General features: G+C 59.8%; 19 protein-coding genes and 1 pseudogene. 9 read left to right on the top strand and 11 right to left on the bottom strand.

What is annotated here, in order from left to right; all coding sequences use genetic code 11:
• Nucleotides 1-11 precede the first annotated feature (11 nt).
• Nucleotides 12-1,043 carry an L-idonate 5-dehydrogenase gene (locus NKJ90_RS26515; protein ID WP_023763033.1) on the bottom strand — a complete coding sequence of 344 codons (1,032 nt, stop codon included), beginning with the start codon at nt 1,041-1,043 and terminating at the stop codon, nt 12-14.
• 14 nt (nt 1,044-1,057) lie between these two features.
• The gene (locus NKJ90_RS26520; RefSeq protein ID WP_031261432.1) at nt 1,058-1,978 is read right to left on the bottom strand and encodes a 2-hydroxyacid dehydrogenase; all 921 of its coding nucleotides are present in this window, start codon (nt 1,976-1,978) and stop codon (nt 1,058-1,060) included.
• A gap of 169 nt (nt 1,979-2,147) precedes the next feature.
• On the opposite strand from NKJ90_RS26520, the gene NKJ90_RS26525 reads away from it, so the two are divergent.
• The 8 genes from NKJ90_RS26525 (at nt 2,148) to NKJ90_RS26560 (ending at nt 9,582) form a co-directional block, all read left to right on the top strand.
• Nucleotides 2,148-2,885 carry an SDR family oxidoreductase gene (locus NKJ90_RS26525; RefSeq protein ID WP_031261434.1) on the top strand — a complete coding sequence of 246 codons (738 nt, stop codon included), beginning with the start codon at nt 2,148-2,150 and terminating at the stop codon, nt 2,883-2,885.
• The gene (locus NKJ90_RS26530; protein WP_023763036.1) at nt 2,854-3,432 is read left to right on the top strand and encodes a gluconokinase; all 579 of its coding nucleotides are present in this window, start codon (nt 2,854-2,856) and stop codon (nt 3,430-3,432) included. The genes NKJ90_RS26525 and NKJ90_RS26530 overlap by 32 nt, the downstream gene beginning before the upstream one ends.
• Complete coding sequence (locus tag NKJ90_RS26535; protein WP_023763037.1) at nt 3,429-4,313, top strand: NAD(P)-dependent oxidoreductase; 885 nt, start codon at nt 3,429-3,431, stop codon at nt 4,311-4,313. The genes NKJ90_RS26530 and NKJ90_RS26535 overlap by 4 nt, the downstream gene beginning before the upstream one ends.
• Before the next feature lie 78 nt (nt 4,314-4,391).
• Nucleotides 4,392-5,888: a sugar ABC transporter ATP-binding protein gene (locus NKJ90_RS26540; RefSeq protein ID WP_023763038.1), complete on the top strand. Its 1,497-nt coding sequence runs from the start codon at nt 4,392-4,394 to the stop codon at nt 5,886-5,888.
• Between the two features lie 19 nt (nt 5,889-5,907).
• A complete protein-coding gene (locus tag NKJ90_RS26545) occupies nt 5,908-6,963 on the top strand; it encodes an ABC transporter permease (protein ID WP_023763039.1) in 1,056 nt (351 codons plus the stop codon).
• 28 nt (nt 6,964-6,991) lie between these two features.
• The gene (locus NKJ90_RS26550) at nt 6,992-7,927 is read left to right on the top strand and encodes an SMP-30/gluconolactonase/LRE family protein (protein ID WP_023763040.1); all 936 of its coding nucleotides are present in this window, start codon (nt 6,992-6,994) and stop codon (nt 7,925-7,927) included.
• Between the two features lie 75 nt (nt 7,928-8,002).
• Nucleotides 8,003-9,118: an ABC transporter substrate-binding protein gene (locus NKJ90_RS26555; RefSeq protein ID WP_031261435.1), complete on the top strand. Its 1,116-nt coding sequence runs from the start codon at nt 8,003-8,005 to the stop codon at nt 9,116-9,118.
• A gap of 128 nt (nt 9,119-9,246) precedes the next feature.
• Nucleotides 9,247-9,582, top strand: a complete 336-nt coding sequence (locus NKJ90_RS26560; protein ID WP_031261437.1) for a hypothetical protein — start codon at nt 9,247-9,249, stop codon at nt 9,580-9,582.
• Nucleotide 9,583: 1 nt separating this feature from the next.
• Here the strand turns inward: NKJ90_RS26560 and NKJ90_RS26565 are convergent, their stop codons facing one another.
• The 9 genes and pseudogenes from NKJ90_RS26565 to NKJ90_RS26605 all read right to left on the bottom strand — a co-directional run bounded on the left by NKJ90_RS26565 (nt 9,584) and on the right by NKJ90_RS26605 (nt 23,703).
• Nucleotides 9,584-10,666, bottom strand: a complete 1,083-nt coding sequence (locus NKJ90_RS26565; RefSeq protein WP_084025788.1) for a RelA/SpoT domain-containing protein — start codon at nt 10,664-10,666, stop codon at nt 9,584-9,586.
• A 315-nt stretch (nt 10,667-10,981) separates the two neighbouring features.
• Nucleotides 10,982-11,196: pseudogene (locus tag NKJ90_RS26570) on the bottom strand (spermidine/putrescine ABC transporter substrate-binding protein PotF); the annotation flags it as partial.
• A 68-nt stretch (nt 11,197-11,264) separates the two neighbouring features.
• Nucleotides 11,265-12,335 carry an adenylate/guanylate cyclase domain-containing protein gene (locus tag NKJ90_RS26575; RefSeq protein ID WP_023763045.1) on the bottom strand — a complete coding sequence of 357 codons (1,071 nt, stop codon included), beginning with the start codon at nt 12,333-12,335 and terminating at the stop codon, nt 11,265-11,267.
• Between the two features lie 3 nt (nt 12,336-12,338).
• Complete coding sequence (locus tag NKJ90_RS26580) at nt 12,339-12,833, bottom strand: Rab family GTPase (RefSeq protein ID WP_023763046.1); 495 nt, start codon at nt 12,831-12,833, stop codon at nt 12,339-12,341.
• Between the two features lie 13 nt (nt 12,834-12,846).
• A complete protein-coding gene (locus NKJ90_RS26585; protein WP_352487154.1) occupies nt 12,847-15,504 on the bottom strand; it encodes an OmpA family protein in 2,658 nt (885 codons plus the stop codon).
• A 7-nt stretch (nt 15,505-15,511) separates the two neighbouring features.
• Nucleotides 15,512-16,177, bottom strand: a complete 666-nt coding sequence (locus tag NKJ90_RS26590) for a coiled-coil domain-containing protein (RefSeq protein ID WP_023762156.1) — start codon at nt 16,175-16,177, stop codon at nt 15,512-15,514.
• Nucleotides 16,178-16,897: 720 nt separating this feature from the next.
• Nucleotides 16,898-17,578 (bottom strand): redoxin domain-containing protein, encoded by a 681-nt coding sequence (locus tag NKJ90_RS26595; RefSeq protein WP_023762157.1) that lies wholly within the window; start codon nt 17,576-17,578, stop codon nt 16,898-16,900.
• A gap of 18 nt (nt 17,579-17,596) precedes the next feature.
• A complete protein-coding gene (locus tag NKJ90_RS26600) occupies nt 17,597-20,896 on the bottom strand; it encodes an ATP-binding protein (protein ID WP_031261055.1) in 3,300 nt (1,099 codons plus the stop codon).
• A 464-nt stretch (nt 20,897-21,360) separates the two neighbouring features.
• Nucleotides 21,361-23,703, bottom strand: a complete 2,343-nt coding sequence (locus NKJ90_RS26605; protein WP_023762159.1) for a mechanosensitive ion channel family protein — start codon at nt 23,701-23,703, stop codon at nt 21,361-21,363.
• 253 nt (nt 23,704-23,956) lie between these two features.
• Between NKJ90_RS26605 and NKJ90_RS26610 the strand changes: the two genes are divergently transcribed.
• Entirely contained in the window at nt 23,957-24,199 is a 243-nt protein-coding gene (locus tag NKJ90_RS26610; protein WP_023762160.1) for a glycosyltransferase family A protein, read from the top strand.
• Nucleotide 24,200 lies beyond the last annotated feature (1 nt).

Genomic DNA, 24,200 nt, shown 5'->3' on the forward strand with positions numbered 1-24,200 from the left:
CCGAAGGATCTTCAGAACGCGATCTGAACCTTCATGGATTTGTTTCGGTCACCGGCGATGTCGAAAGCCGCGACCGCCTCGTCGAGAGGATAGATGCCCGTCAGTAGCGGTTTGACGTCCACCCGGCGGCGATTGATCAGGTCGACGGCGAGCGCAAACTCCTCGTGGAAACGGAAAGTGCCCCGCATCTCGATCTCTTTCGCGACGATGAGGTTCTGCGGGATCGACAGATCGCCGCCGAGCCCGAGCTGCACGAGCACGCCGCGCGGCTTCAGGACATCAAGCCCAGCACGCACCGCGCGTTCATTGCCGGAGGCCTCGAACATCATGTCGAAACTACCCTTGTCGACATTGTAGGCGGCGAGCTTTTCGCTGTTTGTCGCGACGTTGATGGTGCGATCGGCGCCGATCTCCAGGGCCTTCGCCAGCACGCCCTCCATGACATCAGTGGCGACGATTTCGCGCGCACCGTGGGCTCGTGCGGCGAGGATGCAAAGCGCGCCGATCGGCCCGCAGCCGGTGACCAGAACCCGCTTGCCGAGCATCGAGCCGGCGCGGTTCATGGCATGCAGGGTAACCGCGAAGGGCTCCGCAAACGCGGCTTCGTTGACGGAGATGTGGTCGGCTATTCTGTGGCACTGCCACGCCTCGGCGACCAGGCGCTGGCGGAAGGCGCCCTGGATGTGCGGCATCGGCATGGCGCTGCCATAGAAGCGCATGTCGAGGCATTGGTTCTGCATGCCTTGCAGGCAGTAGCGACAGGCATTGCAGGGTCGGCTAGGCGAGATCGCGACGCGGTCGCCGATGGCCAGCGCGGAAACGCCACCGCCGATGGCCCTCACCGTGCCGGCGACCTCGTGGCCGAGGATCATCGGTTCGCGCAGGCGGATCGCGCCAAAACCGCCGTGATTGTAGTAATGCAGGTCCGAGCCGCAGATGCCGCCAGCTTCGATCGCAATCTCGACCTGGCCGGCGCCAGGGGAGCCCGGATCGGTCTCCTCGATCCGCAGGTCTTTTGCGGCGTGGATGACGATCGACTTCATGATGTGATCCTTTCTCAGACGACCGGTGTCAGCAAGGTCTGTCCGCCGAAATGGGCCGCGAGATTATCGCGAACGAGCTGACCCATGGCCTTGCGGGTCTCCACCGTGCCGCTGGCGTGGTGCGGTTGCAGCACGACGTTGGTAAGCTTCAGGAAGCGCTCGTCGATGGTTGGCTCGTTCCAGAACACGTCGAGCCCGGCACCCTTTATGGCACTGGATTCCAGGGCCGCGAGCAACGCGGTCTCGTCGATCGTGCTGCCGCGCGAAATGTTTATGACGATACCGTCTGCTCCGAGCGCTGCCAGGATCGACGCATTAATCATGTGTTTCGTGCTTTCGCCGCCGGCGAGCGTTACGATTAGAAATTCGCTATCGCTCGCCAGTTCGAGCAGATCGCCGACGAACGTATAGGGAAGATCGTCGCGCTTGCGGTTGTCGAAATAAGAAATCGTGCAGTCGAATGCAGCGGCGCGCTTCGCCACCGCCGCACCGACGCGGCCCATGCCGACAATGCCCAGCCTTTTTCCACAGACACGCGTGACCAGCCCCATATTGCCCTTGCGCCAGCTTCCATCGCGTACGTAGGCGTCGGCCTGCGGGATTTTTCGCGCCACGGCGAGCAGCAGCCCGATGCCGATATCGGCTACGTCCTCGGTTAGAACATCAGGTGTATTGGTGACACGAATGCCGTTCGCCCGGGCATAGGCAAGGTCGATGGCGTCGGTGCCCACGCCGTAGCAGGAAACGATTTCAAGCTGCGGCAGCTTCGCCATCAGCGCAGCACTTGCGCCAAGCTCGCCACGCGTAGCTATGGCGCGGATCGCGCCGGCGTGGCTTGAGAGCAGCGCGTCCTTGTCCTCGGACTGCCAAAGCTTGTGGACGCGATATTTCGCTTCAAGATCTCCCATGTCCCAATCCGGATAGGGACCTGTCATCAAAATGTCGGTCACGGCGTCATCTCCTGTGCATTTTTCCAATTGACTATGTTATCGATAACATTCATGTCAATAGGGACTGGCGGCAGGTAGGTTGGAAATCGCGGCCGCTTCAGGAAACATTGCTCAGGAGGAGCGTTTGGGCAGTTCGTTGTTTGATTTGACCGGCATGCGGGCGCTGGTCACAGGCTCGGGACAGGGGATCGGCCTGGCGCTGGCCGAGGGGTTGGCGCAGCACGGCGCCGAAATCGTGCTCAACGGGCGCAGCGCCGAAAAAATAAAAACGGCCGCGGATGCACTGACAGCGAAGGGACACAAGGTCCATAGCGCCGTCTTCGACGTCACCGATCATGCAGCGGTGGCGAACGGCGTCGCGGAGATCGAGGCGACGATCGGCGCCATCGATATCCTTATCAACAATGCCGGCATGCAGTTCCGAATGCCGCTCGAGGATTTCCCCGCTGACAAATGGGAGGAACTCTTGCGCACCAACATCTCCAGCGTGTTCTTCGTGGGACAAGCGGTGGCGCGGAACATGATCCCGCGGCGGCGCGGCAAGATCATCAACATCGCGTCGGTGCAAAGCGAACTGGCACGGACGAACATCGCGCCCTATACGGCCACGAAAGGCGCGGTGCGCAACCTGACGCGCGGCATGTGTGCCGATTGGGCGAAGCATGGCTTGCAGATCAATTCCATCGCGCCGGGTTACTTCAAGACGCCGCTCAACCAGGCGCTTGTCGACAATCCCGAATTTTCGGCGTGGCTGACTAACCGCACACCGGCTGGTCGCTGGGGCGACGTCGGCGAACTTGTCGGCGCGGCGGTGTTTCTGGCTGGACCGGCCTCATCCTTTGTCAATGGACACACGCTCTATGTCGACGGTGGCATCACGACCTGCCTTTGAACCCGCGCTCATCGTCGTGATGGGTGTCAGCGGCTGCGGCAAGACCAAAGTTGGCGTCGAGATCGCCGCACGGCTTGGCCTTGCCTTCGTTGAAGGCGATACGCTGCATCCGCGCAGCAATGTCGAAAAGATGTCGGCGGGCATACCGCTTGCAGACGGCGATCGCTGGCCTTGGCTGGATCTGGTCGGCGCAGCCTTGCGCCAGGCTCGTGAGGAGGGTCGCGGGCTAGTCGTCAGCTGTTCCGCGTTGAAGAAATCCTATCGCGACAGGCTTCGCGATGCGGCGGGCGAGTCGCTGTTTTTCGTATTCCTGGAGGGGTCGCGCTCGCTGCTGCAAGCCAGGCTCGCCGAGCGCCGCGGCCACTTCTTTCCACCGGCGCTGCTCGACAGCCAGTTCGCCACACTGGAGCATCCAGGCGACGAACCGCTGGTGGTCACAGTGGACATCGACGCGCCTGTCGACACGATTGCCGATAGAGTGTTGCAGGGCCTGGGTGCACTTGGGGTCGACCCTGCCAGGATGAAGGAAAGAGGCACGTTGAAATGACGCAACCAACAAAAGTCGCCGTTGTCGGCGCCGGCATCATGGGGTCAGCGATCGCCACCCGCCTGATCGAGACTGGGCTAGCCGTGACGGTGTTCGATCTGGACAAGGTCAAGGTTGCAGCGCTGACTGCAAAGGGTGCGGCTGCCGCCGCGTCGGTCGCCGAGGCAACGCGAGCGAACGACTTCGTCATTCTCAGTCTCAACCATGCCGATATCGTGCGTTCGGTGGTGTTCGGCGATGCCGGTGTCGCGACTGCGGCATCGCCCGACAAGCTGCTGATCGACATGTCGTCGATCGACCCGGCCGACACCGCTGAGATGGCTAGGAAGCTCTCTGCCGAGACCGGCATGAAATGGCTCGATTGTCCGCTTTCGGGCGGCGTTCCCGGCGCGCTGGCCGGCAGGCTGACCGTCATGGCGGGTGGCGAGACTGAAGACTTCGAACAGGCGCGCACGGTGATGCGGCACCTCTGCACCAACTACACTCTCATGGGCCCGAGTGGGGCAGGGCAGACGACCAAGCTGATCAACCAGCTGTTCTGCGCCGTACTGTTCCAGGCTGTCGCCGAAGCCGTGAAGCTTGCCGAAGCCGGCGGCGTAGACCCGAAGGCAATTCCCGCGGCACTCAAGGGCGGGCGGGCTGATTCCAGCATCATGCAGGAGTTCATGGCAAAATTCGCTGCCCGCGATTTTTCGCCGACCGGCCGCATCGACAATATGCTGAAGGATCTGGATTCGCTGCAGGCCTTCGCGCTGAAAACCAAGACGCCGATGCCGATGACCGGGCAGGTGGTCGAGATCCACCGCCTGCTCTGCGCGGCTGGACTGGGGCCAAGGGATTCGGCTGAGATGATGCGCCTGCTCGACGGCAAGACCAGCTAAGCGGCGAGCCCAGATTTGTCGCTTGACGCTCAGAAATGTTATCGATAACATCATTTGGCGATCTCGGGAGGAACGCTTTTGACTGAGGAAAAACTGATCGAGTTCAAGTCGATCACCAAGGAGTTCGGCGGCACCCGCGCGCTCTCTGACGTGTCGCTCGATCTGCACAAGGGCGAGATCCTGGCACTGCTTGGCGAGAATGGCGCCGGCAAGTCGACGCTGATCAAGACGCTCGCCGGTATCTACCGGCCGGATGGCGGCCAAATCCTGTTTCGCGGCGAGCCCTACCACCATCGCCCGCCGCGGCCGAACCAGCGCCAGTCCGTCGCCTTCATTCACCAGGATCTCGGTCTTATCGAATGGATGACGGTTGGAGAAAATGTCGGCCTCGCCCAAGGCTTTTCGCTTCGCTCTGGCCTGATCGACTGGCGATCGACCGAGGCGAGGGCACATGAGGCGCTGAAGCTCGTCGGCTGCGATTTCGACCCGACGACGCGGGTCCAGGATCTGACGCGCACCGAAAAATCGCTGGTCGCCATCGCTCGCGCCTTGGCTACCGAGGCCGATGTGCTGGTGCTCGACGAGCCGACCGCCAGCCTTCCCGCCGACGAGGTCGAGCGGCTGTTCGACGCCATCCGTCCGCTCAAGCAGCGCGGCGTCGGCATGATCTATGTCTCGCATCGCCTGGATGAAATTTTCCGCATCGCCGATCGCGTCGCCGTGCTGCGCGACGGCAGGCTGGTGGACGAGAAGAAGGTCGCCGACACAAAACCGGACGAACTGGTCGAGCTGATCGTCGGCCGTCCGGTCAGCCAGGTTTTCAGCAAGGCTCAAACGCAGGCCGGCGAGACGATCTGCGCCGTGCGCGACCTAGTCTGCGCCGGTGCCGGCCCGGTGTCTTTCGACGTGCGCAAGGGTGAGTTGCTCGGCCTGGTCGGCCTGCGCGGCGCCGGGCAGGAACTGGTTGGCCGGGCGCTGTTTGGCTGCCAGGCCTTTTCCGGCACGGTGACGATCCGCGGGGCTGTGCCGGACCTGTCCAGCCCGATCGCGGCGATGTCGTCCGGCATCGGCCTGATCGCGCGCGACAGGACCGAAGAGTCAATCGCTGGATCCTTGTCGATCCGCGAGAACAGTTTCCTCAATCCCGGCGCCGGCAAGCGCGGCCTGTTTTCCTTCCTCGCGCCTCATAAAGAGGCTGCGCTGGCGCAGGCGATTGGCGGGTCGGTCGGGCTGCGCCCCAACGACCCGAATCTGCCGATCGAGGCACTGTCAGGCGGCAACCAGCAGAAGGTGATTGTCGGCCGTTGGCTGCACACCGACCGAAAACTGCTGATCGCCGAAGACCCGACCGCCGGCGTCGATGTCGGCGCCAAGGCCGAGATCTACCGGCTGATCGGACGCGCGCTTGAAGCCGGCCTCGCCGTCGTCGTGGTGTCGACCGATTTCGAGGAGATCGCCCACATCTGCCATCGCGCTTTGGTGTTTTCGCGTGGGCAGATCGTTCGCGAACTCACTGGCAAAGACCTCACCACATCCGCCGTGATCACCGCGGCATCGGCTTCCGAAGCCGCCTGATCTTTCTGGGAGCGAACTCATGCAATCGATCGAATCCAGCGCACTCGAACCGACCCGCGGCGAGATGGCTGATATGTCCATGGGGCAGAAGGTCGTCCGGCTGCTGCCGGTCTACGGGCTGGTCATCCTGACGGTGTTGCTGATCCTGTTGTTTTCGATCCTGCTGCCGAACACGTTCCCGACGCTGCTTAACCTGCGCTCGATCGTCTCCGACAAGGCGATCATCGCGCTGTTGTCGCTGGCGGCGATGATCCCGATGGCATCGGGCCGAATTGACCTCACCGTCGGCTACGGAATTGTGCTGTGGCACATCCTGGCCATCAGCTTGCAGACTATGCTCGGCATTCCGTGGCCGCTGGCAGTGATGATCGTGCTGCTTCTCGGCGCCGCGACCGGCTTCCTCAACGGCCTGCTGGTCGAAGTCGCCCGCATCGACTCCTTCATCGCCACGCTCGGCACCGGCACCGTTCTCTATTCCTTGGCGCTTTGGCACACTGGCGGACGGCAGGTTGTCGGCGTGTTGCCCAACGGTTTCTACGCGCTCAACGGCACGATGGTGTTCGGGCTGCCGATCACCGGCCTCTACGTGCTTGGCATCGCCGTGGCACTGTGGATCATCCTCGAATATCTGCCGATCGGCCGCTATGTCTATGCCATCGGCGCCAATCCGAAGGCCGCGGCGCTGAACGGCATTCCGGTGCGTCGCTTCGTCATTGGTGCCTTCATCTCGTCGGGGTTCCTGACGGCGCTGACTGGCGTGCTGCTCGCCTCCAAGCTGCGCATTGGCCAAGCCAGCGTCGGGCTGGAATATCTGCTGCCGGCTCTCGTCGGCGCCTTTCTCGGCTCGACAACCATCAAGCCCGGGCGTGTCAATGTTTGGGGTACGATGACCGGCGTCGTCATCCTGGCCGTCGGCATTTCCGGCATCCAGCAGTTCGGCGGCTCGTTCTTCGTCGAGCCATTGTTCAACGGCGTCACGCTGCTCGTCGCCATAGGCATTGCCGGCTACGCCCAGCGCAAGCGCGGCGCCGCTCACAGGGCCAGGACCAAGACCGTAGTGCAGGCCTCGAAGTGACCAGCCGAACCCATCCGGGAATAATGGCATGAGCGACTGCGAGATTCTGGACGATCGCTTCCGAAAACTGACGATCGGGCATGCCAAGCTCGAACGGCTGTGGACCGGCAGCCGCTGGGCCGAGGGGCCGGTCTATGTTCCCGCGGCAAAGCATTTGCTGTGGTCGGACATCCCCAACGACCGGTTGTTGCGCTACGACGAAAGCGACGGCTCGGTCAGTGTCTTCGAAACCCCTTGCAACTACCAGAACGGCCATACACTCGACCGCGAAGGCCGCGTCGTTGCTTGCGAGCATGGCGGGCGCCGTATCTCCCGGCTCGAGCATGACGGGCGTTGGCAGACGCTTGTCGAAACCGTTGCAGGCAAGCGGTTCAATTCGCCCAATGACGTGGTGGTCAAATCCGATGGGACGATCTGGTTCACAGATCCGGTCTACGGCATCGAAAGCCACTACGAGGGCAAGATCGCCAGGGCGGAGATCGGCGGATCCCATGTCTACCGGTTCGACGAGCTTTCGGGTGAGGTGACGGCCGTTATCACCGATATGGTGCAGCCGAACGGCCTGGCTTTCTCGCCCGACGAGACGATCCTCTATGTCTCGGACAGCGGCGCCAGCCACGCGCCCGGCCTGCCGCGCGCAATCAAGGCCTATGACCTTGCCGCCGATGGCCGGTCGGCGCGTGCAGGCGATACCTTCGCCGAATGCGGGGCAGGCCTCTTCGATGGTTTTCGCGTCGATCGCGACGGCAACATCTGGGCCTCCAGCGCCGACTCGGTGCGCGTCCATGCACCGGACGGAACCCTGATCGGCCGTATCCTGGTTCCCGAGCTCGTTTCCAATGTCTGTTTCGGCGGTCCCAAGCGCAACCGTCTCTACATCACCGCGCAGACATCCCTCTACGCCATCTACGTCAACGCACATCCGGCCGGCGTTGGTCCGGTGGCGGGCGACATCAGCCGGTGACATGTCGCCAACTCCAATCGAAAGCCGAGTTTTGAAAGACCTATGCAATTTCTTGAAACCAAGGGAGGTACCAACATGCAACGCAGAACATTCCTGAAATCATCCGTCGCCTTGATGGCCATGACAATCGCTGCTCCTGTCCTTTTCGCCGGCCAGGCTCGGGCGGACGCGATGGCCGACGCCATGGCGGTCGTCCAGAAATATGCGCAGAAGGTCACTGCTTGGGATGGCCCGACCACCGGTCCGAAGGCGCAGCAAGGCAAGACGATCGTCGTGCTCGCCGGCGATCTCAAGAACGGCGGCATCTTGGGCGTCACCAACGGCGTCGAGGAAGCGGCCAAGGCGATCGGCTGGAAGGTCAAGGTGATTGACGGCGCCGGCTCGATCGGCGGCCGCACCGCTGCCTTCGGCCAGGCCATGGCGTTGAAGCCGAATGGCATCGTCATCAACGGTTTTGACGCGGTCGAGCAGGCGCCGGCGCTGGAACAGGCCAAGGCCGCAGGTATCCCGTTGGTCTCCTGGCATGCCGGACCGGTGATCGGGCCCGACGAGAAAAGCGGCGTGTTCGCCAACGTGTCGACGGATGCCATGCAAGTCTCCACGACCGCGGCCGACTGGGCCTACGCCGATGCCAAGGGCAAGCCCGGCGTCGTTATCTTCACCGATTCGACCTACGCCATCGCCATCGCCAAAGCCGACAAGATGAAGGCGGAGATCGAGCGGCTGGGCGGCAAGGTGCTCGAATATGTCGACACGCCGATCGCCGAGACCTCCCAGCGCATGCCGCAGCTGACCACTTCGCTGCTGCAGAAATACGGCGATGCCTGGACGCATTCACTGGCGATCAACGACCTTTATTTCGACTTCATGGGACCCTCGCTAGCCGCCGCCGGCAAAGCCGGCACCGACGCGCCGATCAATGTCGCCGCCGGCGACGGTTCGGAATCGGCCTATCAGCGCATCCGCGCCGGCCAATTCCAGAAGGTGACGGTCGCCGAACCGCTCAACTTGCAGGGCTGGCAATTGGTCGACGAACTCAATCGCGCCATCGCTGGCGAAAAATGGTCGGGTTATTTATCGCCGCTGCACGTCGTGACCGCCGACAATGTCGAGTTCGACGGCGGCCCGACCAATGCGTTCGACCCCGGCAATGGCTACCGGGACGAGTACAAGAAGATCTGGGGCAAGTAGGAGCCAGGCGATGCGGGCGCAACGCGATGCGCCCGCATCGCATTCGTACCACAAATCCACGAATTGCACCGCGCCTGCCCTTGCCGGTCGGCGGCCATCCCAAGCGCAGAAACCAGGAAACCTCCGCCATGATCATCCGCTACGCCCTCTTCGAAGGGGAAATCCACGCCGGGCGCGAGAGCGAGTTCCGGCGCTTCGTCAGGGAAAGGCTAGTGCCGTTGTGGACGCAATTTCCTGGGGCGGAAGAGGTGCGCGTCCTGGACGGCACCGCGCGGGACGACGGCGCTCCCGTCTATGCCATGGCGCTCGCCATTCGCTATCCCGACATGGACACCTGCAGCCGGGCGCTTCAATCCGATGTCAGATTTCAGAGCCGCGACGTGACCGGAGAGCTGCTCAAGATGTTCACCGGCCGCGTGCATCACCATGTTTTCGAGGCCAACGAGTATTCAACCGCTCGATAGACTAGACTGTATTGGATAGCCGCGTTCCCGTGCAAATGGATTTCAGATTGCGAACAAATAAGGAAACGTCTCCGAAGTAATTCGGATACATTTCACCAAGCTTGTCGACCTTATCTACCTCGACCAAGACAGCCTTTGCACCATTGCTCCTTAGCTCGATTTTCAGCTCCATCTCTTCCAATGTCCTCGCACCTAACATAAGCGTCCAGAATGGTTGGATGGTCACGTTATGATCTTTGCCATATTGGAGCAAATAGTATCGAGATTTTTCCGTTGGCTGTACGAAGTTTTCTGAATAATGGGTAAGATTCTTGATGCCTTCTAGTATGCTGGTCGCACCTATACGCTTATTGATATCCCGCAATTCCCGCACCCGGTCATTGTGATCTGGAACGCCGATATGGACGGGGCACTGCTCAACATGCGCGAATTCCGCCGACATAAGCTCGAAAAGGCGTAGCCAGTCCTGATCGCCCTTTCCGTGCTTCAGATCCTGGCCCCGGAATAGCCCGACAGCCTCAACTGCAGTCGCCCATGAGTGCTGAAGTCTGGTCCGAACTTGCAATTCGATGCGTCGTCCTTCGAAAGCCTCAGTGTCGGCATCTCTGGGTCGGTACTTGAAAACAATGTGGTGACTTCGATAGCCGTCCGGCTTCGGTTCATCGATATAGTTGAATTCCCGAGAGTGGATATCATGCGGGAACTTGTCTCGCATCGATGCGAGAAGCGAGCGAACACCTTTGATGTCGGCCATGATCGCTCGGCAACCGCCGATGTCGTTCATGGTGTCCAAATTGGTGGTGGACTCGCGAAGCTTCCGACGAATGGATGCGATACGTTTCGGGCGGGATGCCATGTCGCCCTTCAGTCGCAGGGCCCTCATGTGGTGACCGACAGAGAACCGAACGCTCCGCATCGGCAGAAAGTGCGAGTCGCGCCAGCTATTGGCGATTGAGAAGATTTCGAGTGTGTCCACGTACTGGCCGACAGTGATGTCTTGTCCGAACTGAATAAGTTTTGCCAGCCGGTCGCCTGCCTTGCGGACGGCTTTCATGCCGTAGGCAAGGCGCGGGTACTCAGTCATTGGACCCATGAAGTCAAGGTAGTCCGCCTCATTCTGGACTGGCGGGACTACCGCAAGGGAATCAGATCTCATGGATCACAACATACGTATCTTAAGCCTGGCAGGCTATGACGTTGCGGGCCGTCAATGTTTTTCGCGGCTGCGAAACAACCTGATGTCCATGATGCCGGCGGCCAGCGTTTCGTCCTCCAAGAACCTTTCAGCTTCGGCGCAAGGGCGAGCGATGGCGACGGTGAAGCTGGCATCGAAGAGAGTACCCTCAAGATCGTGAACCGCCCCACGTTGATTGGAGGCTCCAATTCCTGAGACAATTGGCCCCAAACCCACCGTGCCCCACATATAGTTCACGGAATATTGGTTGCCTGGGCCGTACTTGGCGGTGCGCCGCTCGATGAGGTCCCACATGTTGGCGATGTTTGGCAACTTCGCCCTGTCCAGCTTCTGGAAGGCGCCCCGACCTGGCGGGACAGGAAACTGGCGCTTGGCACGACGACGTCGTAGCCGGTTCCGCCAGTGAGAAGCTTGGTCTCAGAGTTGAATGGGCAAATTCGGTCGTTGAATGCGCCACACCACGACGTGCAGTGCGATCAGCGGCAAATCAGGCCGGGAGCCGCCACATTCGGACACGACCTGTACCACGCAATTCCGTTTCCTCGAGCGGGTCGCAAGCAAATTTTGGTCCGAGCAGTTGGCGGGTTGCATCGGAAATACGGATTTCATCGGGCTCCGCGGACGTTTGAATGCGTGAGGCGAGGTTAACCGTCTCGCCCCACAGGTCGTAGGCGAACCGCCTTTTGCCTATGACGCCAGCGACGATCGGTCCTGAGTGAATTCCAATTCTCAGTCTTATCGGTTCTCCCGCGAAGCGTTCGCGCTTGACCGCCCTCCGCAGTTCAAGTGCATAGTGCGCAAGGGCTTGTGCATGATCGGATCGCGCGGTGGGCAAGCCAGCGACAACCAACACACAATCGCCGATTGTCTTGATCTTTTCGCAGCCGTGTCGTTCCGAGAGCCGATCCGCCGCCTTGAAGAAGTAATTTAAGATAGCGAGCGTCGTTACCGCTCCGACGCTCCGCGCTCTTTCCGTGAAACCGACGATGTCGGCAAAAAGCACACTCACCTCCGCGTGGTTGTCTGCAATTTTCTTGTGCGCTTTCAACCGCTCCGCGATCGACGCCGGAAGAATGTTGAGGAGCAGGGATTCGGCGCGCTGGTATTCACGCGACAATCCCTCCTGGCTCTTCCTCAGCGCCTCGTTCGTCGATTGTAATTGCTCGTTGAGTTGACGCTCCCTTTCTTGCAGGAGCGTCATTTCATAAGCCTTCTGTTGAAGCCGCTGCTTGTTGTCGCGTTCGGCAGTGGCGTCAAGAAAGAGCAGCCACACGCAGTCGTCGTCGGCAAAAAGATGGAGGTCCGCGACACGCCCGCTGGGCAGTTCGATCATAGCCATATGATATGGAAGTTCCGGGAAAGGCAGCAAACCTTCCATGAATTGAAGCTGATCGGTAACAGGCCTGCCGATGCGAACGGATAAGAGCCCGTAATGTTCAACGTTACCGCCCTTCGCGGCTATGCAAAGCTGGGCGTCAATTTTGACATATGCGATAGAGTGCTCGTTATAGAAGAAATTGTAAATCCAATCTCCGACTTCTCGTGGCAATCTACGCATGGTCTATTTGGTGACCATCGAAGCAAGTTGAAGGAACGCATCATCGACGTGCTCACCCGAAAGCGCACTTGTTACATAGATTTGCCATCCACGTTGCCTCAGTCCGCTAATCTCACTATCCGGTATTACCCACCGATCGGCCAGATCGGATTTGTTGAACAGCAATACAAACGGCATAGCACCGAATTCGGCCTCGACCCGCTCGCGCAGCGTGAGCGCGGCGGCAAGAGTAGCGGCGCGGGTTCCGTCGACGACAAGCACGAGCCCTGTCGCACCTCGCACATGGCTGACGCGGAATGAGCCGATATCGTCTTCGCCGGCCAAATCCCACAAAATCAGATCCACTGTTTTGTCCGGGAGTGCGACACTCTTCTTGTCGATTTTCACTCCTACCGTGGTCAAGTAGGTTTCTGAAAAGATGCTTTGCACAAACCTGCGAACCAGGCTGGTCTTTCCGACAGAGAACCCGCCCAACATACAGATCTTTTTTTGCAACATCTTGGGCTCCGCCCTAATCCAGGTTTACCGTAACCGAAACCCGGCGATTGGTGGAGCTACCAGTTTGACTATTTTCAGGCACCGCGGGTTCAAAGGTGCCCGCGCCCCGAACCAGCAGCAGTTCCGGAGCGACGCCGCGCTTGTTGAGAAGCGCACGAACTGTCTCGGCGCGGGCGGCGCTGATCGACGCGTTGGCCGTCTCACGGCCCGTGGCGTCCGAATGGCCGGTCAACATGAACCGCGCTGTTACGCCTGACTTGCGGGCATCTTGGGCGAATTCCTTTATTTGACCCGCCAATCTGTCGAGAACCGGCACCTGCTCTGGTCCCGGCACAACTTTGCCGGAAGAGAAGAAAATATCGGTCGTCTGGATGGCTTCTCTCAAATGATTGAGTTCTGCAAGGTCCAGTTCATGCAGCTGCGAGACATCCAGAACCACTCCGTCCGCCGAAAGTTGTTCGGCGGCGGCCTGCGCCCGGTTGATCCAGGCGGCAGGAGCCTCACCCACGACAACGATGCGACCCTGGATGATCGAAAGCTGGACCGATTTCGGCGGGGTCAGCGACGCCGTCAGCCGCTTCACCACGAACTTCGGATCGAGGCTCTGATAGAATTGCCACTGTGAATGAACGCGGTCAGGATCAACCTGCGTTCCGGACAGCAGAGCTTGCGGGTCGGCGGCAAGCGGGTCTCTCAGGCCGGAAATGTAGAAATGTCCGCCCCTCGCCGTTTGTTGGGCGACGATGATCCCCGGTTGGGCCTCAAGTCGCGACACATAATACTGCCAGTGCTCAGCCGCGCGTGCTTCGGGGCTCACATCACGAACCTTGGAGATGTCGAATTCCGGTCCGCCTGCCGAAAGCTGGCGGGCGGCTGCGCGCGCCCGATCTATCCAGGTGTCGGGAGCCTCGCCCTCGGCAACGATGCGATCATTGACGATCGAAAGTCGTACTGTATCCGGCGGATACAGCGACGCTGTCAGCCGCTTCAACACGAACTCCGGCTCAAGGCTCTGATAGAATTGCCACTGTGAATGAACGCGGGCGGGATCGACCTGCGTTCCAGACAACAGCGACTGCGGGTCGGCGCCAAGCGGGTCTCTCAGGCCGGCAATATAGAATTGGCCGTCGCGAATCTTTTGTTCTGCAACGATGATGCCCGGCTGGGTCCCCAGTCGCGACACATAGGCCTGCCAGTGCTCCGCCGCGCGTGCTTCGGGGCTCACATCACGAACCTTAGAGATGTCGAATTCCGGTCCGCCTGCCGAAAGCTGGCGGGCGGCTGCGCGCGCCCGATCTATCCAGGTGTCGGGAGCCTCACCCTCGGCAACGATGCGATCATTGACGATCGAAAGTCGTACTGTATCGGGCGGGGTCAGCGACGCCGTCAGTCGCTTCAACACGAACTCCGGCTCAAGGCTCTGATACAATTGCCACTGTGAATGAACGCGGGCGGGATCGACCTGCGTTCCAGACAACAGCGACTGCGGGTCGGCGCCAAGCGGGTCTCTCAGGCCGGCAATATAGAATTGGCCGCCGCGCATCTTTTGTTCTGCAACGATGATGCCAGGCTGGGTCTCCAGTCGCGACACATAGGCCTGCCAGCGCTGCCCGGATTGCCAGGAAAGAAAGAACCAACCGCCTGCCGGAATCAAAATCAGCAGGGCTGCAGCCACCACCAGCCACGGAAATCCCTGGTTTGATTCCTCCTGCTTCAGTTCAACGCAGGTCTGCAACTGCGCTTCTATGCCGGCCAACTGCGTACTGTCGCCGTCAAACTGCTCTAAAGCCTGCGAGCATTCATCATGGATGCGAAGCAATACATCGCGAACGATTTCATGCAATTCCTCTGGCGGATTTCCTCGGATCACCGAAACCAGGGTCGCAAACGGTCCAACTTCCGACCAGAGACGAAGGTCGCCAAAACGAATTGTGTCCAGGCCGCTCTGCTCTTTCTCGTTAAATGAATCTTTCACAAAATCTTGAATTGCACTGAGCATCGAAGAAATAAGTTGAGGATCTTCGCTAGTTGCATTATCGGCAGTTACATGCGCTATCAAAAGCCCGGAATTGCGGTTAATGAGAAAGACATGCTCCACACGATAGATAAGAGAATGCTTCAGAACAACTTCTGAGAAGCTAGCTCCAGTTCTCCACGATTCAAATCTCCACTTGAGCCCATGCCAGGTAAAGATATGTCTCAAAGTTTCATTCAACGACTGAAAGGTCTGGTCGATCTTTTCCCCGATCGACTTGCGAATTGCCGGCAGAAACACTGGGTATAAAATATCCGTCAGCGTGCGCGGGCTCTTCTGGATTGACCGTTGCACAGCCCTTTCAACAGCTGGCGCAAGGGCCTCGCCGAGTTGCGCATGAGGCGCTCGTGCGGCCGCACTGGAAAGAACGTCGCCCACGGCTGCCGCGAGCTGCTCCGGTTCGTCCAGCAGATGGGTAACTCGTGAAAGCTCTGAAATTTCGCGGCTGACCAGCAACTGGCGCAGCGTTTCCATGCGAGGATCGGCGGTTGGAACTCCGTCGAAACGCGCGCGGTAGTCCGGATCAACATTCCGGGCAATTTCGATCAAAAGGCGAGCCAGAGCCTCGCGATCAATCTCTGTATCGTTCGAGGCTGTTCTTTGCGGAAGGGTGATCGGGTCGACGGTTGACGTCAAGGTCCCATCAACTCACTTTCCAGCTACGGTCCGAGTTGCTCTTGCTGCCGACCGGGTCCTGGTTCAGACATTTTGCAACCTCGACAAACAGGCCAGCCAGAAGATTTCGGTCGGTCTTGACGTTGCTGAGGTCGGCAAACATTTTCTCTATCAGCAACTGAACGCCTTCATTCTTCTGCTTGATTTCCTCACGCAGCAAATGATCGTTTCGATTTATCCGGTCCGCAACGTCGCGCTCAAGCTCGCTCAATTGGTCCGACAACGCGCGCACCTGCTTTTCAAGTGCCTGGTTTTGCTCGCGAAGATTCCGGTCAATCTCCTTGTCGGCATCGGCTCGTGAATCTTTTTCGTTCCGCAATTGCCCCGCAAGCGAATCGATCTGCTTCTTTGCATTTGACTCGTACATTTCGAGATTGCGCTTGGCTTCCGATTCGACATCCTTGAAGCGCTGCAAGACCCGTTCTTCAAGCTTGGAAAAGCGGCGGTCATAGTCCTGCATCTGGTTGCCGAACAGCAGATCGCGTATCTTGTCGACACCTACAGCGTCGCCCGAGGCCCCGCCCTCGCGAGCCTGGCCCACCACGAAGTTCAGCCCGTTTCCCTCTGCATTACCGATCAGGTTTCCGTCCACTTTATTTGCCGAAGAAGCGGCATTCGAAGATTCCTTAGCCATCCAGACGCCCCATTGACCAGAACAAAACTTGAAAACGCGAAATCATGTCAGACAAATACCAGGTCTGCAAGCCGGAATCCCTTGGCGCAATCCGATTCGTGCGTCCCTTGTTCGTCTTTTGGGCAATGCACAACCTACGATTGAGTTCGCTCTTGGTACCTATTTTTGACTACGGAAATAGCCGGCAAATCCAATTGACCACTCGGCAATCTACGCCGAAATGAGTAGTGATACGTTATATGAAATGAGGTCGATATGAATTGCGACTAACCTATAGCTTCATTGAAATTCTATGAGCGCTTGCCTTAAGGCCCGTCTTCAAGGCTTTTTCGCGTGGCTCTAATTCGCCCCGATCTTGACAGAGCTGTGCTGCAGTTCGGCACCCATCGCGCGACCGACGGTCTGTCGAGCTCTGAGCTTGTCGCCGAACTCCTGCGCTCTCTTGTAGTTATTGAAAAGTGGACCCAACCACGACGTTCGCGGCAACCCTTCTCTGTCACCGACCGACGGCTTGGCAGGCTAAGGAGTGCGGCTATCGAACCGGCTTCGGCAGCAGACATGGGTCGGCGGACCGTGCGGGAGCATGGCGTTCCTGCCACAGGCACCACAACGATGCTGCGTGCAGACCTCGGTGTCGAGGGCGATGCAAATGTCTATCGCATCATGCGGGGATAGACGCGATTGCGTGCGCATCGCCGCAACTTACTGCTGCAAGGGTCTCTATTGGGCGACTTGGGACACTGCTGACATCAATTCCTGCGGGTTTGGCGCTCCAAACATGTATCGCCCACCCTCTGGAACCTCCGTGAAGCTCCACCGGACGATCCCCTGCCGGTCCAGCAGGAACTGACCTATCAATTGTCCGTGTCCCGTTGCCATCATCTGCTCGTCGGCTTCGGTCACTTCGTAATTGTCCTTCTTGCCGAGGAATTCGCTGGCCGCAAAAGGATCCATGGGACCGGGCAACTCGCCTGGTAAGTCGACCCGCATATCCTTCGCCATTGCCATCGAGACCTTGTACGGCCAGTTCGTCTCGTTTTCGGTGAATTCGAGATTGGGCAGTCCAAAAGCACGATGTGAAGCGCGTTCAGGATCGGAGGCCGCAAGCAGATTTGGCATCGGGTGGTAGCGGAAATAGAGACGCGCCCGTTCGATCGGCGTGTTGACCACCGTCAGGCTCTGCACGCCCTTTTCACGCAGTTCCGGATCAAGCCGCGCCTGGGCGGCGATATGGCGTCGGCAAAACGCACAATGCAGACCTCGAAACAGGCCAACCAGGACCGGTTTATGTCCGCGAAAGTCGTCAAGCGCGATCTTGCCTTCCTGGGAAATGGCGTCGAGTACCACGTTTGGCGCCCGGTCGCCCGGTTGAAGCGGTACCAAGTCACTGCGCGCGGACATTTCAACCTCCAACCCCGGCTAATCGAGAAAAGGCAGCACCACAAGCGTCTCCGGGTCGAGCCCGTGCTGGGCGCATACACCCTGCGCCAAGGAAAAGTAGCGTTCGGCCTCGGCCAGATTGTCGAGGTCGAGATTAAGCGTTGCAAGACCATCATAGCACGGAAACAGCAGTTGGGGTTCGGCCGTTTCGCGGGCTACCTCCAGTGCTTCGTTGAACAAGCCAACCGCCAGTTCCGGACGGCCGTTGCACTGGTGGATCTGCCCAAGCACGATCAACGGCACCGGCAGGTGCTCGCGCTGGTCGAGTGCCCGGTCGATCTCGATGGCCTTCTCGGCAGCAGGCACGCCCTCCGTTGGACAGCGATCCGTGAAGGTACAACAAGCGACCGCCAAATTGGCGAGGAGGCGCGCCTGAAAGCCCAGATCACCAATATGGCGCGCCACTTCAAGACCGCGCCGACAGACCTCCATCGCCCGTGCCGGATCGATGGTCGTGTAAAGCACACCGAGATTGGTGTAGCCGCGGCAGGCCGCGCCCAGCAGACCGGCGGCTTCGGCCAATTCAATGCTACGCTCAACCTGACGCACGGCTTCACGGTTTCGCCCAAGACGAGCCAACGCCACAGCCTTGGTATTGAGTGCCTCGGCGGTCACAAGAGTGGCACCACGCCCCACCTCGGAGACATGTTCCGTCGTCAGGGTGCCTACGCAATCCAGCGCTGCGTCTGCCCATTTTGCCGCGAGAGCATGATCTCCGCTACGGAATGCCTGTCGGCCACGTTCTTGCCAGAGATGCGCCTGCTCGACCGGGGCATCCGCTCCATCGAGGAGCGCTGCCGCTTCAGCATAGCGGGATTCTGCGTGGTCCCGCTTGCCGACGTCCCAGAGCAGCCGGCCGATCTTACGCAAAACTCGCGCTGAAGCGACACGATCGCCTGACTCGCGGTATGCCTGCAACACCGTGTCGTAGTGGCTGTGCGCGATCTCGCGGTGGCCTGCCGGGCCGCTCAGATCGGCAATGCACTCTTGAATTGCCAGTTTGAGCGGTGTTTGCCCGACCGCGCCCAACGCAGTCAGGGCTCGCTCGTAGAGACGAAGGGCGTCATCGTTGGCGTATATCATTCGAGCGCGATCGCCCGCTGCCTGCAGGTAATGCGCACCCTTCTCCCGTTCGGCGCTCTGTGCGAAATGATGACCGAGCACTGTCAAATCCTCGAGTCGTTCCGGCTTGTCGCCGCACATTTGCTCCAAGGCAGCGCCGACCCGCCCGTGAATGTCGGTGCGGCGTTGCAGGAGCAGATTCTGGTAGATCACGTCCTGCAGCAACGTTTGCGTAAAGCGGTAGCTTTGCGACGAGACCGAGCCTGATCCGGCAACTTCCTCGATGATTTCCGCATCGCATAGTATTTCGCAGGCGGCTTCTAGCCGGCCGGGGTCGGCTGTCACGGTTTTCAGAAGTGTGGCATCGAAGCGCGGGCCGATTACCGCGGCTTCCTGGGCCAATCGGCGCACCTCTTGGGGCAGCCGGTCGACGCGAGCAAGCAACATTGCCTGGATAGTGGCGGGAATGCCGGTTGCGACTTCGCCTGCCACAGTCCGCCATCGCTGGCCCTCGCGCATCAGTACACCGCGATCGATAAGGCCGCGAACGATCTCCTCTAGAAAAAGGGGGTTGCCGCCCGCGCGCTCGAGGATTTGCTCGAGAAGCCCGCCTGCAGAGTTTACCCAGCTCTCGCCGAAAAGCGCCGCCAGCAGGCTGCGGCCGTCATTCCTGTTAAGCGGCGAAAGTCTCAGCGCTGTATGACTGACCCGACTTGAGTCGAGCTGGCCGCTGTCCGGCGCCGGACGATGGGTGACCAGCAACATCAACCGCGTGCGTTCCAACCTGTCCATCACGAAACGTAGCGCCTCAAGCGACACAGCGTCGGCCCAGTGCAGGTCTTCGACGACAATCAACAGCGGTGACAGCGCAAGCCGCCGTTCGATGATCGTGCGGACTGCGTAGAGAATTTGCCGCCGCAACTGCTCGGGCTCGACATGCTGCAACGTGGCTTCGGGGTCGCCAAGGCCAAGCACATGGTAGAGCAGAGGCATCAATCGCTTTGCCTCGTCGCCCTGCAGGCCGAGATCGGTAAGCAAGGCTGCGAGCTTCTCCCGCATTTCGTCCCCATTGTCGTTTTGCATCATCCCGGCAGCGCTGCGCACCACCGCGCCCAAGGCGCCAAATGATTGTTCGCCCAGTGGTGAGCAGGTGGCCTGCCGCACAGCGACGTTGCGAAAACGATCCTCATCGCCGACGCGGGCGACGAACTCCTTCACCAGCCGCGATTTCCCGATACCGGCTTCTCCGACGAGGCGGACAAGTTGGGCCGAGCCGCCACACGCCTGGTCAAGGCTCGCCAGCATTCTATTGAGCTCCGCACCACGACCTATCATCGGCGCGCTGAGGCCGAGTGCCTCGAGCCCACGCGCTGCACGCGGCGCCGCTAGCGGGGCATCGAGTCGATGGACGAGCACACTGCCAGCCTTGCCGCGAAGCACGACATCACCCAGCGGCTCGTAAGAGAAGGCATGCCGCGTCAGCCTGTGAGTGAGCTCGCCTACCAGCACCTCACCCGGCGCGGCGAGCGATTGCAGGCGTTGCGCCGTATTCACCGTGTCGCCGGTAACCGAATAGGATTTGGCGGTGCCGATGCCCAATCCGCCAGTAACAACCGGACCCGTGTTAATGCCGATGTGGAGTAACAGAGGCGAGCCGAAGTGGGAGGTGCCTTCGCCCAACCGCGCCGTGCGGGCGATCATGTCAAGAGCGGCGCGAAGCGCACGCTCCGGATCGTCCTCATGCGCGACCGGCGCACCGAACAAAGCGAGCAGTGCATCGCCGATGAATTTGTCGACGAAACCACCAAAGTTTCGGACGGCCGCGGTCAATTCCTTGAACAGTTCGTTCTGCAGCGCTTGCATGACCTCGGGGTCGAGTTGCTCACTGAGTGTCGTGAAGCCGCAAAGGTCGGCGAACAGGACCGTTACCGTCCGGCGATCGGCGTCAGAGACGGGATGCAGCCCTTCTTCGCGTTCGATGTTCGCAAGAAGCGACGGAGTCCGAGAAGGCGGCACAATGGTCTGGCTTGGTGTCGGAGCAGGCCGTTCGACGGCTTTTGCGGACGCACCGACGCTTGCCCCACATTTCGGACAGAACTCGAAATCAGGTGCGCAGGGATAGCCGCAACTGGCGCAAAGCACGGGCTGGCGCCTGCCACACCTCGGACAGAAAGCGTAACCGCTCTCAACCTCGAAACCGCAGCCTGAGCAGTCCATAGAACAAGACCTCGCTAGGGGCCGTGACGGTGTGATCTAGCTACGCACTTCACGGCCAGGGTATTCACAAGGATGAACCGATCGCCGTCGACCAGCAAGCGGCAGTGCAAAATGGGCATCGAGCGATCGGTGCGGGTCCTGGGGCAGAGCGCTGCCGATCCGGACGGCGCCGTGGCCATCGTTTGCGAAAGTTTCCTCTTGCCACCTGCTAGCGTTGAGATGAGGAGACGCGTGATCAAGGCCACTCATCCTGACTTTCAATATCGACCGCCATAACGGCAAGATCGCTGCCGTACCGGCATATAGAGTTTGACGCAAAGGCCACGTCACTGCCGGCAGCTGTCAGAGTATAGTCGGGATCGGCGAGGCTCGTTACACTTTTTTCGGCTTAAACAGTTGAAGATAGAAGGCGATCCCTACCATGGGCGATGCGCGCAAAGCCGCCGGTAGGTGTCACAGTCTTCCTACTCCGTTGTGCTGGCTTTTTTCCTGCGCCGATTGGTGTGCGACTGCGCGACAGCCATTTGCAACTCGGGTGTGACCTCCAATGGCGCATTCTCTGCCTCATGTGGGGTCTGCAGCCCCTGGATGTGGACGGTCGGGAATGGGAGCTCGATGCCCTGTTCCTTGAAGACTTGGCGCAGGCGCACATAGAATTTGCGTTTCATACCGAAGGCGCCTCCCGGTCTGGTCATGGCCTTGACCCTCAACACGATGCCGTATTCGCCGAACTCCTGCACACCCTGCATCTTGATTGGGTCGAGCACCCAGTTTTTGAACTCCGGATCTTCCGCCAGTTCGAGGCCGATGCGCTTGATCAGCTTGCGAGCGAAGTCGATATCGGTGTCATAGCCAACGGTGATGTTGAATTTGTCGATAACCCAGTCACGGCTCTGGTTCTGGACTGCCCCGAGTTCACCGAAAGGTATCGTGAACAGCGGGCCACGATGGTGGCGCAGCTTCACCGAGCGCAGCGAAAAACTTTCCACCGTCCCCTTGTAATTGCCCGAGGAAATATATTCGCCGACACGAAACGCATCATCGAGCAGAAAAAACACGCCTGAAATGACGTCCTTGACGACGGTTTGTGCGCCAAAGCCCACCGCGACGCCGACGACGCCAGCGCCAGCGATCAGCGGGCCGATCTGGATACCCATGGAGGCGAGCATCATCAGCACCGCCATCACAACGATCAATGCGAGCAGCATGTTCTGGAGGATCGGCAAGAGCGTGTTCAGCCGCGCCTGCTGCGGATCGAGGATCGGGACGTCCTCGTCGCTGATCACAGGGTGCGGTATTTCGATGCCCAGCTTCCGTTCGATCAAAGCCTTGATGATCGACCAGCCGAAATCGGCTGCGAGGGCAATGACCACGACATTGATCAAGCCTCGCAAAATGAACATCGTCGTCGTATCGCTGTCGCGCATCGATTGCATGTTCAGACCCCAGACACCCGCGAGAAAGTAAGCCGCCGCCAGGATCAAAATCATCCGGATTCCGCGATCGATGACAGCGATCGTCACCGCCGGGATCGTAGGCCGGCCGACATCTTCCGAACCCGGCCGCAGGACGAAATTAACCCCGCGCTGTGTCAGCACGATTGCGAACGGCAGGAAGAATGCGGCGAAGGTAAACCAGAAGTATATATAGAGCCCGGCTACACGCTGCAGGAACAGGACGACGAAATAAGCAGTCAACAACCATGTCACTTCCGTGTGACCGCTGTGGCGCACACCGTCTCGCTGCGTTCTTGGCCGACGCCAGATGGCAAGCAGCAACAGCAGCAGCAGCACGAAATCGGCGCCCAGTGACAGGACCATCATTCCGTCCTGATCGATGCCGAGACCCGGCAAGAGGATAAACGCGGCGCCGAAAAAGGCGAAGACGCCGACGATCCGGGGCAGCCAATAGGACCAATGGTCCGCCACTACGTTGGTGATCGGCAAACCCCGAACCTCGACGGCGTTCTCGACGTTCATGAAGGAAGGGACGAGCATGGCCATGACGTACATGCGCACACCCCATGTGAGGACCGCCGCCATCAGGAATGTCAATACAATCTCGCGGATAAGCATCGGCCAGTCGAACAACATAAACGCGCCGGCGCTGCCCAGTGCGAAAGAGACAATCAGCATGCTGGAATAAAGCGCGCGACCACCAATCTTCTTGGCTCGCCCGATTGGCGTATCCTTCGGTTGCACGATAATCCAAAGACGAAATGGACGTGTGACTTTATACGTTGCCCAAGTGAGCGCCAGGCCGGCAGCAATGAACATCGCAATCAGCATAAATACGCTTGCGGACCCCTTGCTGGACATGTCCTGCATCGTCTCTGCGCGTACGCGCGCGAACTGGCCTGGCAGCAGGGGCAAGGTTCGCACGATTCGTTCGATATGGTGCCTGACCCGATCGAGCGTCGAGGATGCCATCGTATTCATCTGGCCCGGTGCGGCCACGGCGCCGGACGATGCGTCGGTCGGCGAAGCCCCTGCCTCGGCAGGCGTGCCCGTCGATCCGGCGTCCTGATTTCGTTGTTCAGCCACCCAGGCCTTCACTGTTGGATCGTCGAGAAGCTCGAACAGCTGTTTGACCCTTTCAGGCGGGACGGTCGCCGGCGCCTGCGCCTGTGCCTGGCCAGCCAACAAGAGGGCGATCCCAAAGACGAGCGGCCTGGCAACCAGGACCAGCATCGCCGTCAGGTACCCGAGACGCTGCGCCGGGCGCGCCAGGTTCGTGGCTCCCGATCGTCCAATCATGAGTGGCACCGTGCTGTTAACCTTCTGGTCAAAATCGACAAGCGACGACATTATGTCCGTTGTTGCCCTACCTTGGAGAAACAGATGTTGAGGTGCAAGACTTCATCGTTGCGAGCTAGACCGACGCCCGGCACCAGGATCCCAAGCCTATACCACGAGGGCATGAGCGCTTGCCATTCAGCCCTGTCTTCAAGCGTTTTTGCCTGCCCTAATTCGCCCCGATCTTGACAGAGCGGTGCTGCCATCCGATGCCGTCATCCGTTTTTGACATTCGCCGACTGTTGCCGAAGAAAACGAAAGCTCGATGATCCAGGACAATGCTACTGCGGCCGGTGTGGTCTCGATTTTCGATGCCGAGCAAACCATCGGCGCAACGCTTGCCAGCATCCGCCGGCAGACCTACCACGTACTGGGCATAGTCGCGGTAGAAGAGGGGTCGACGGACGGATCGGCGTTGAACAGCGTCCCTGACGACCGCTTCCTTTGGCAGGCAATCGCCGGCTATGTCTCCGGACTTTTGTTCTGCCTTCGAACCAGGCGCGGGTAAG

It is taken from the genome of Mesorhizobium sp. M0051, assembly GCF_040323235.1.
Taxonomy (GTDB): Bacteria; Pseudomonadota; Alphaproteobacteria; order Rhizobiales; family Rhizobiaceae; genus Mesorhizobium.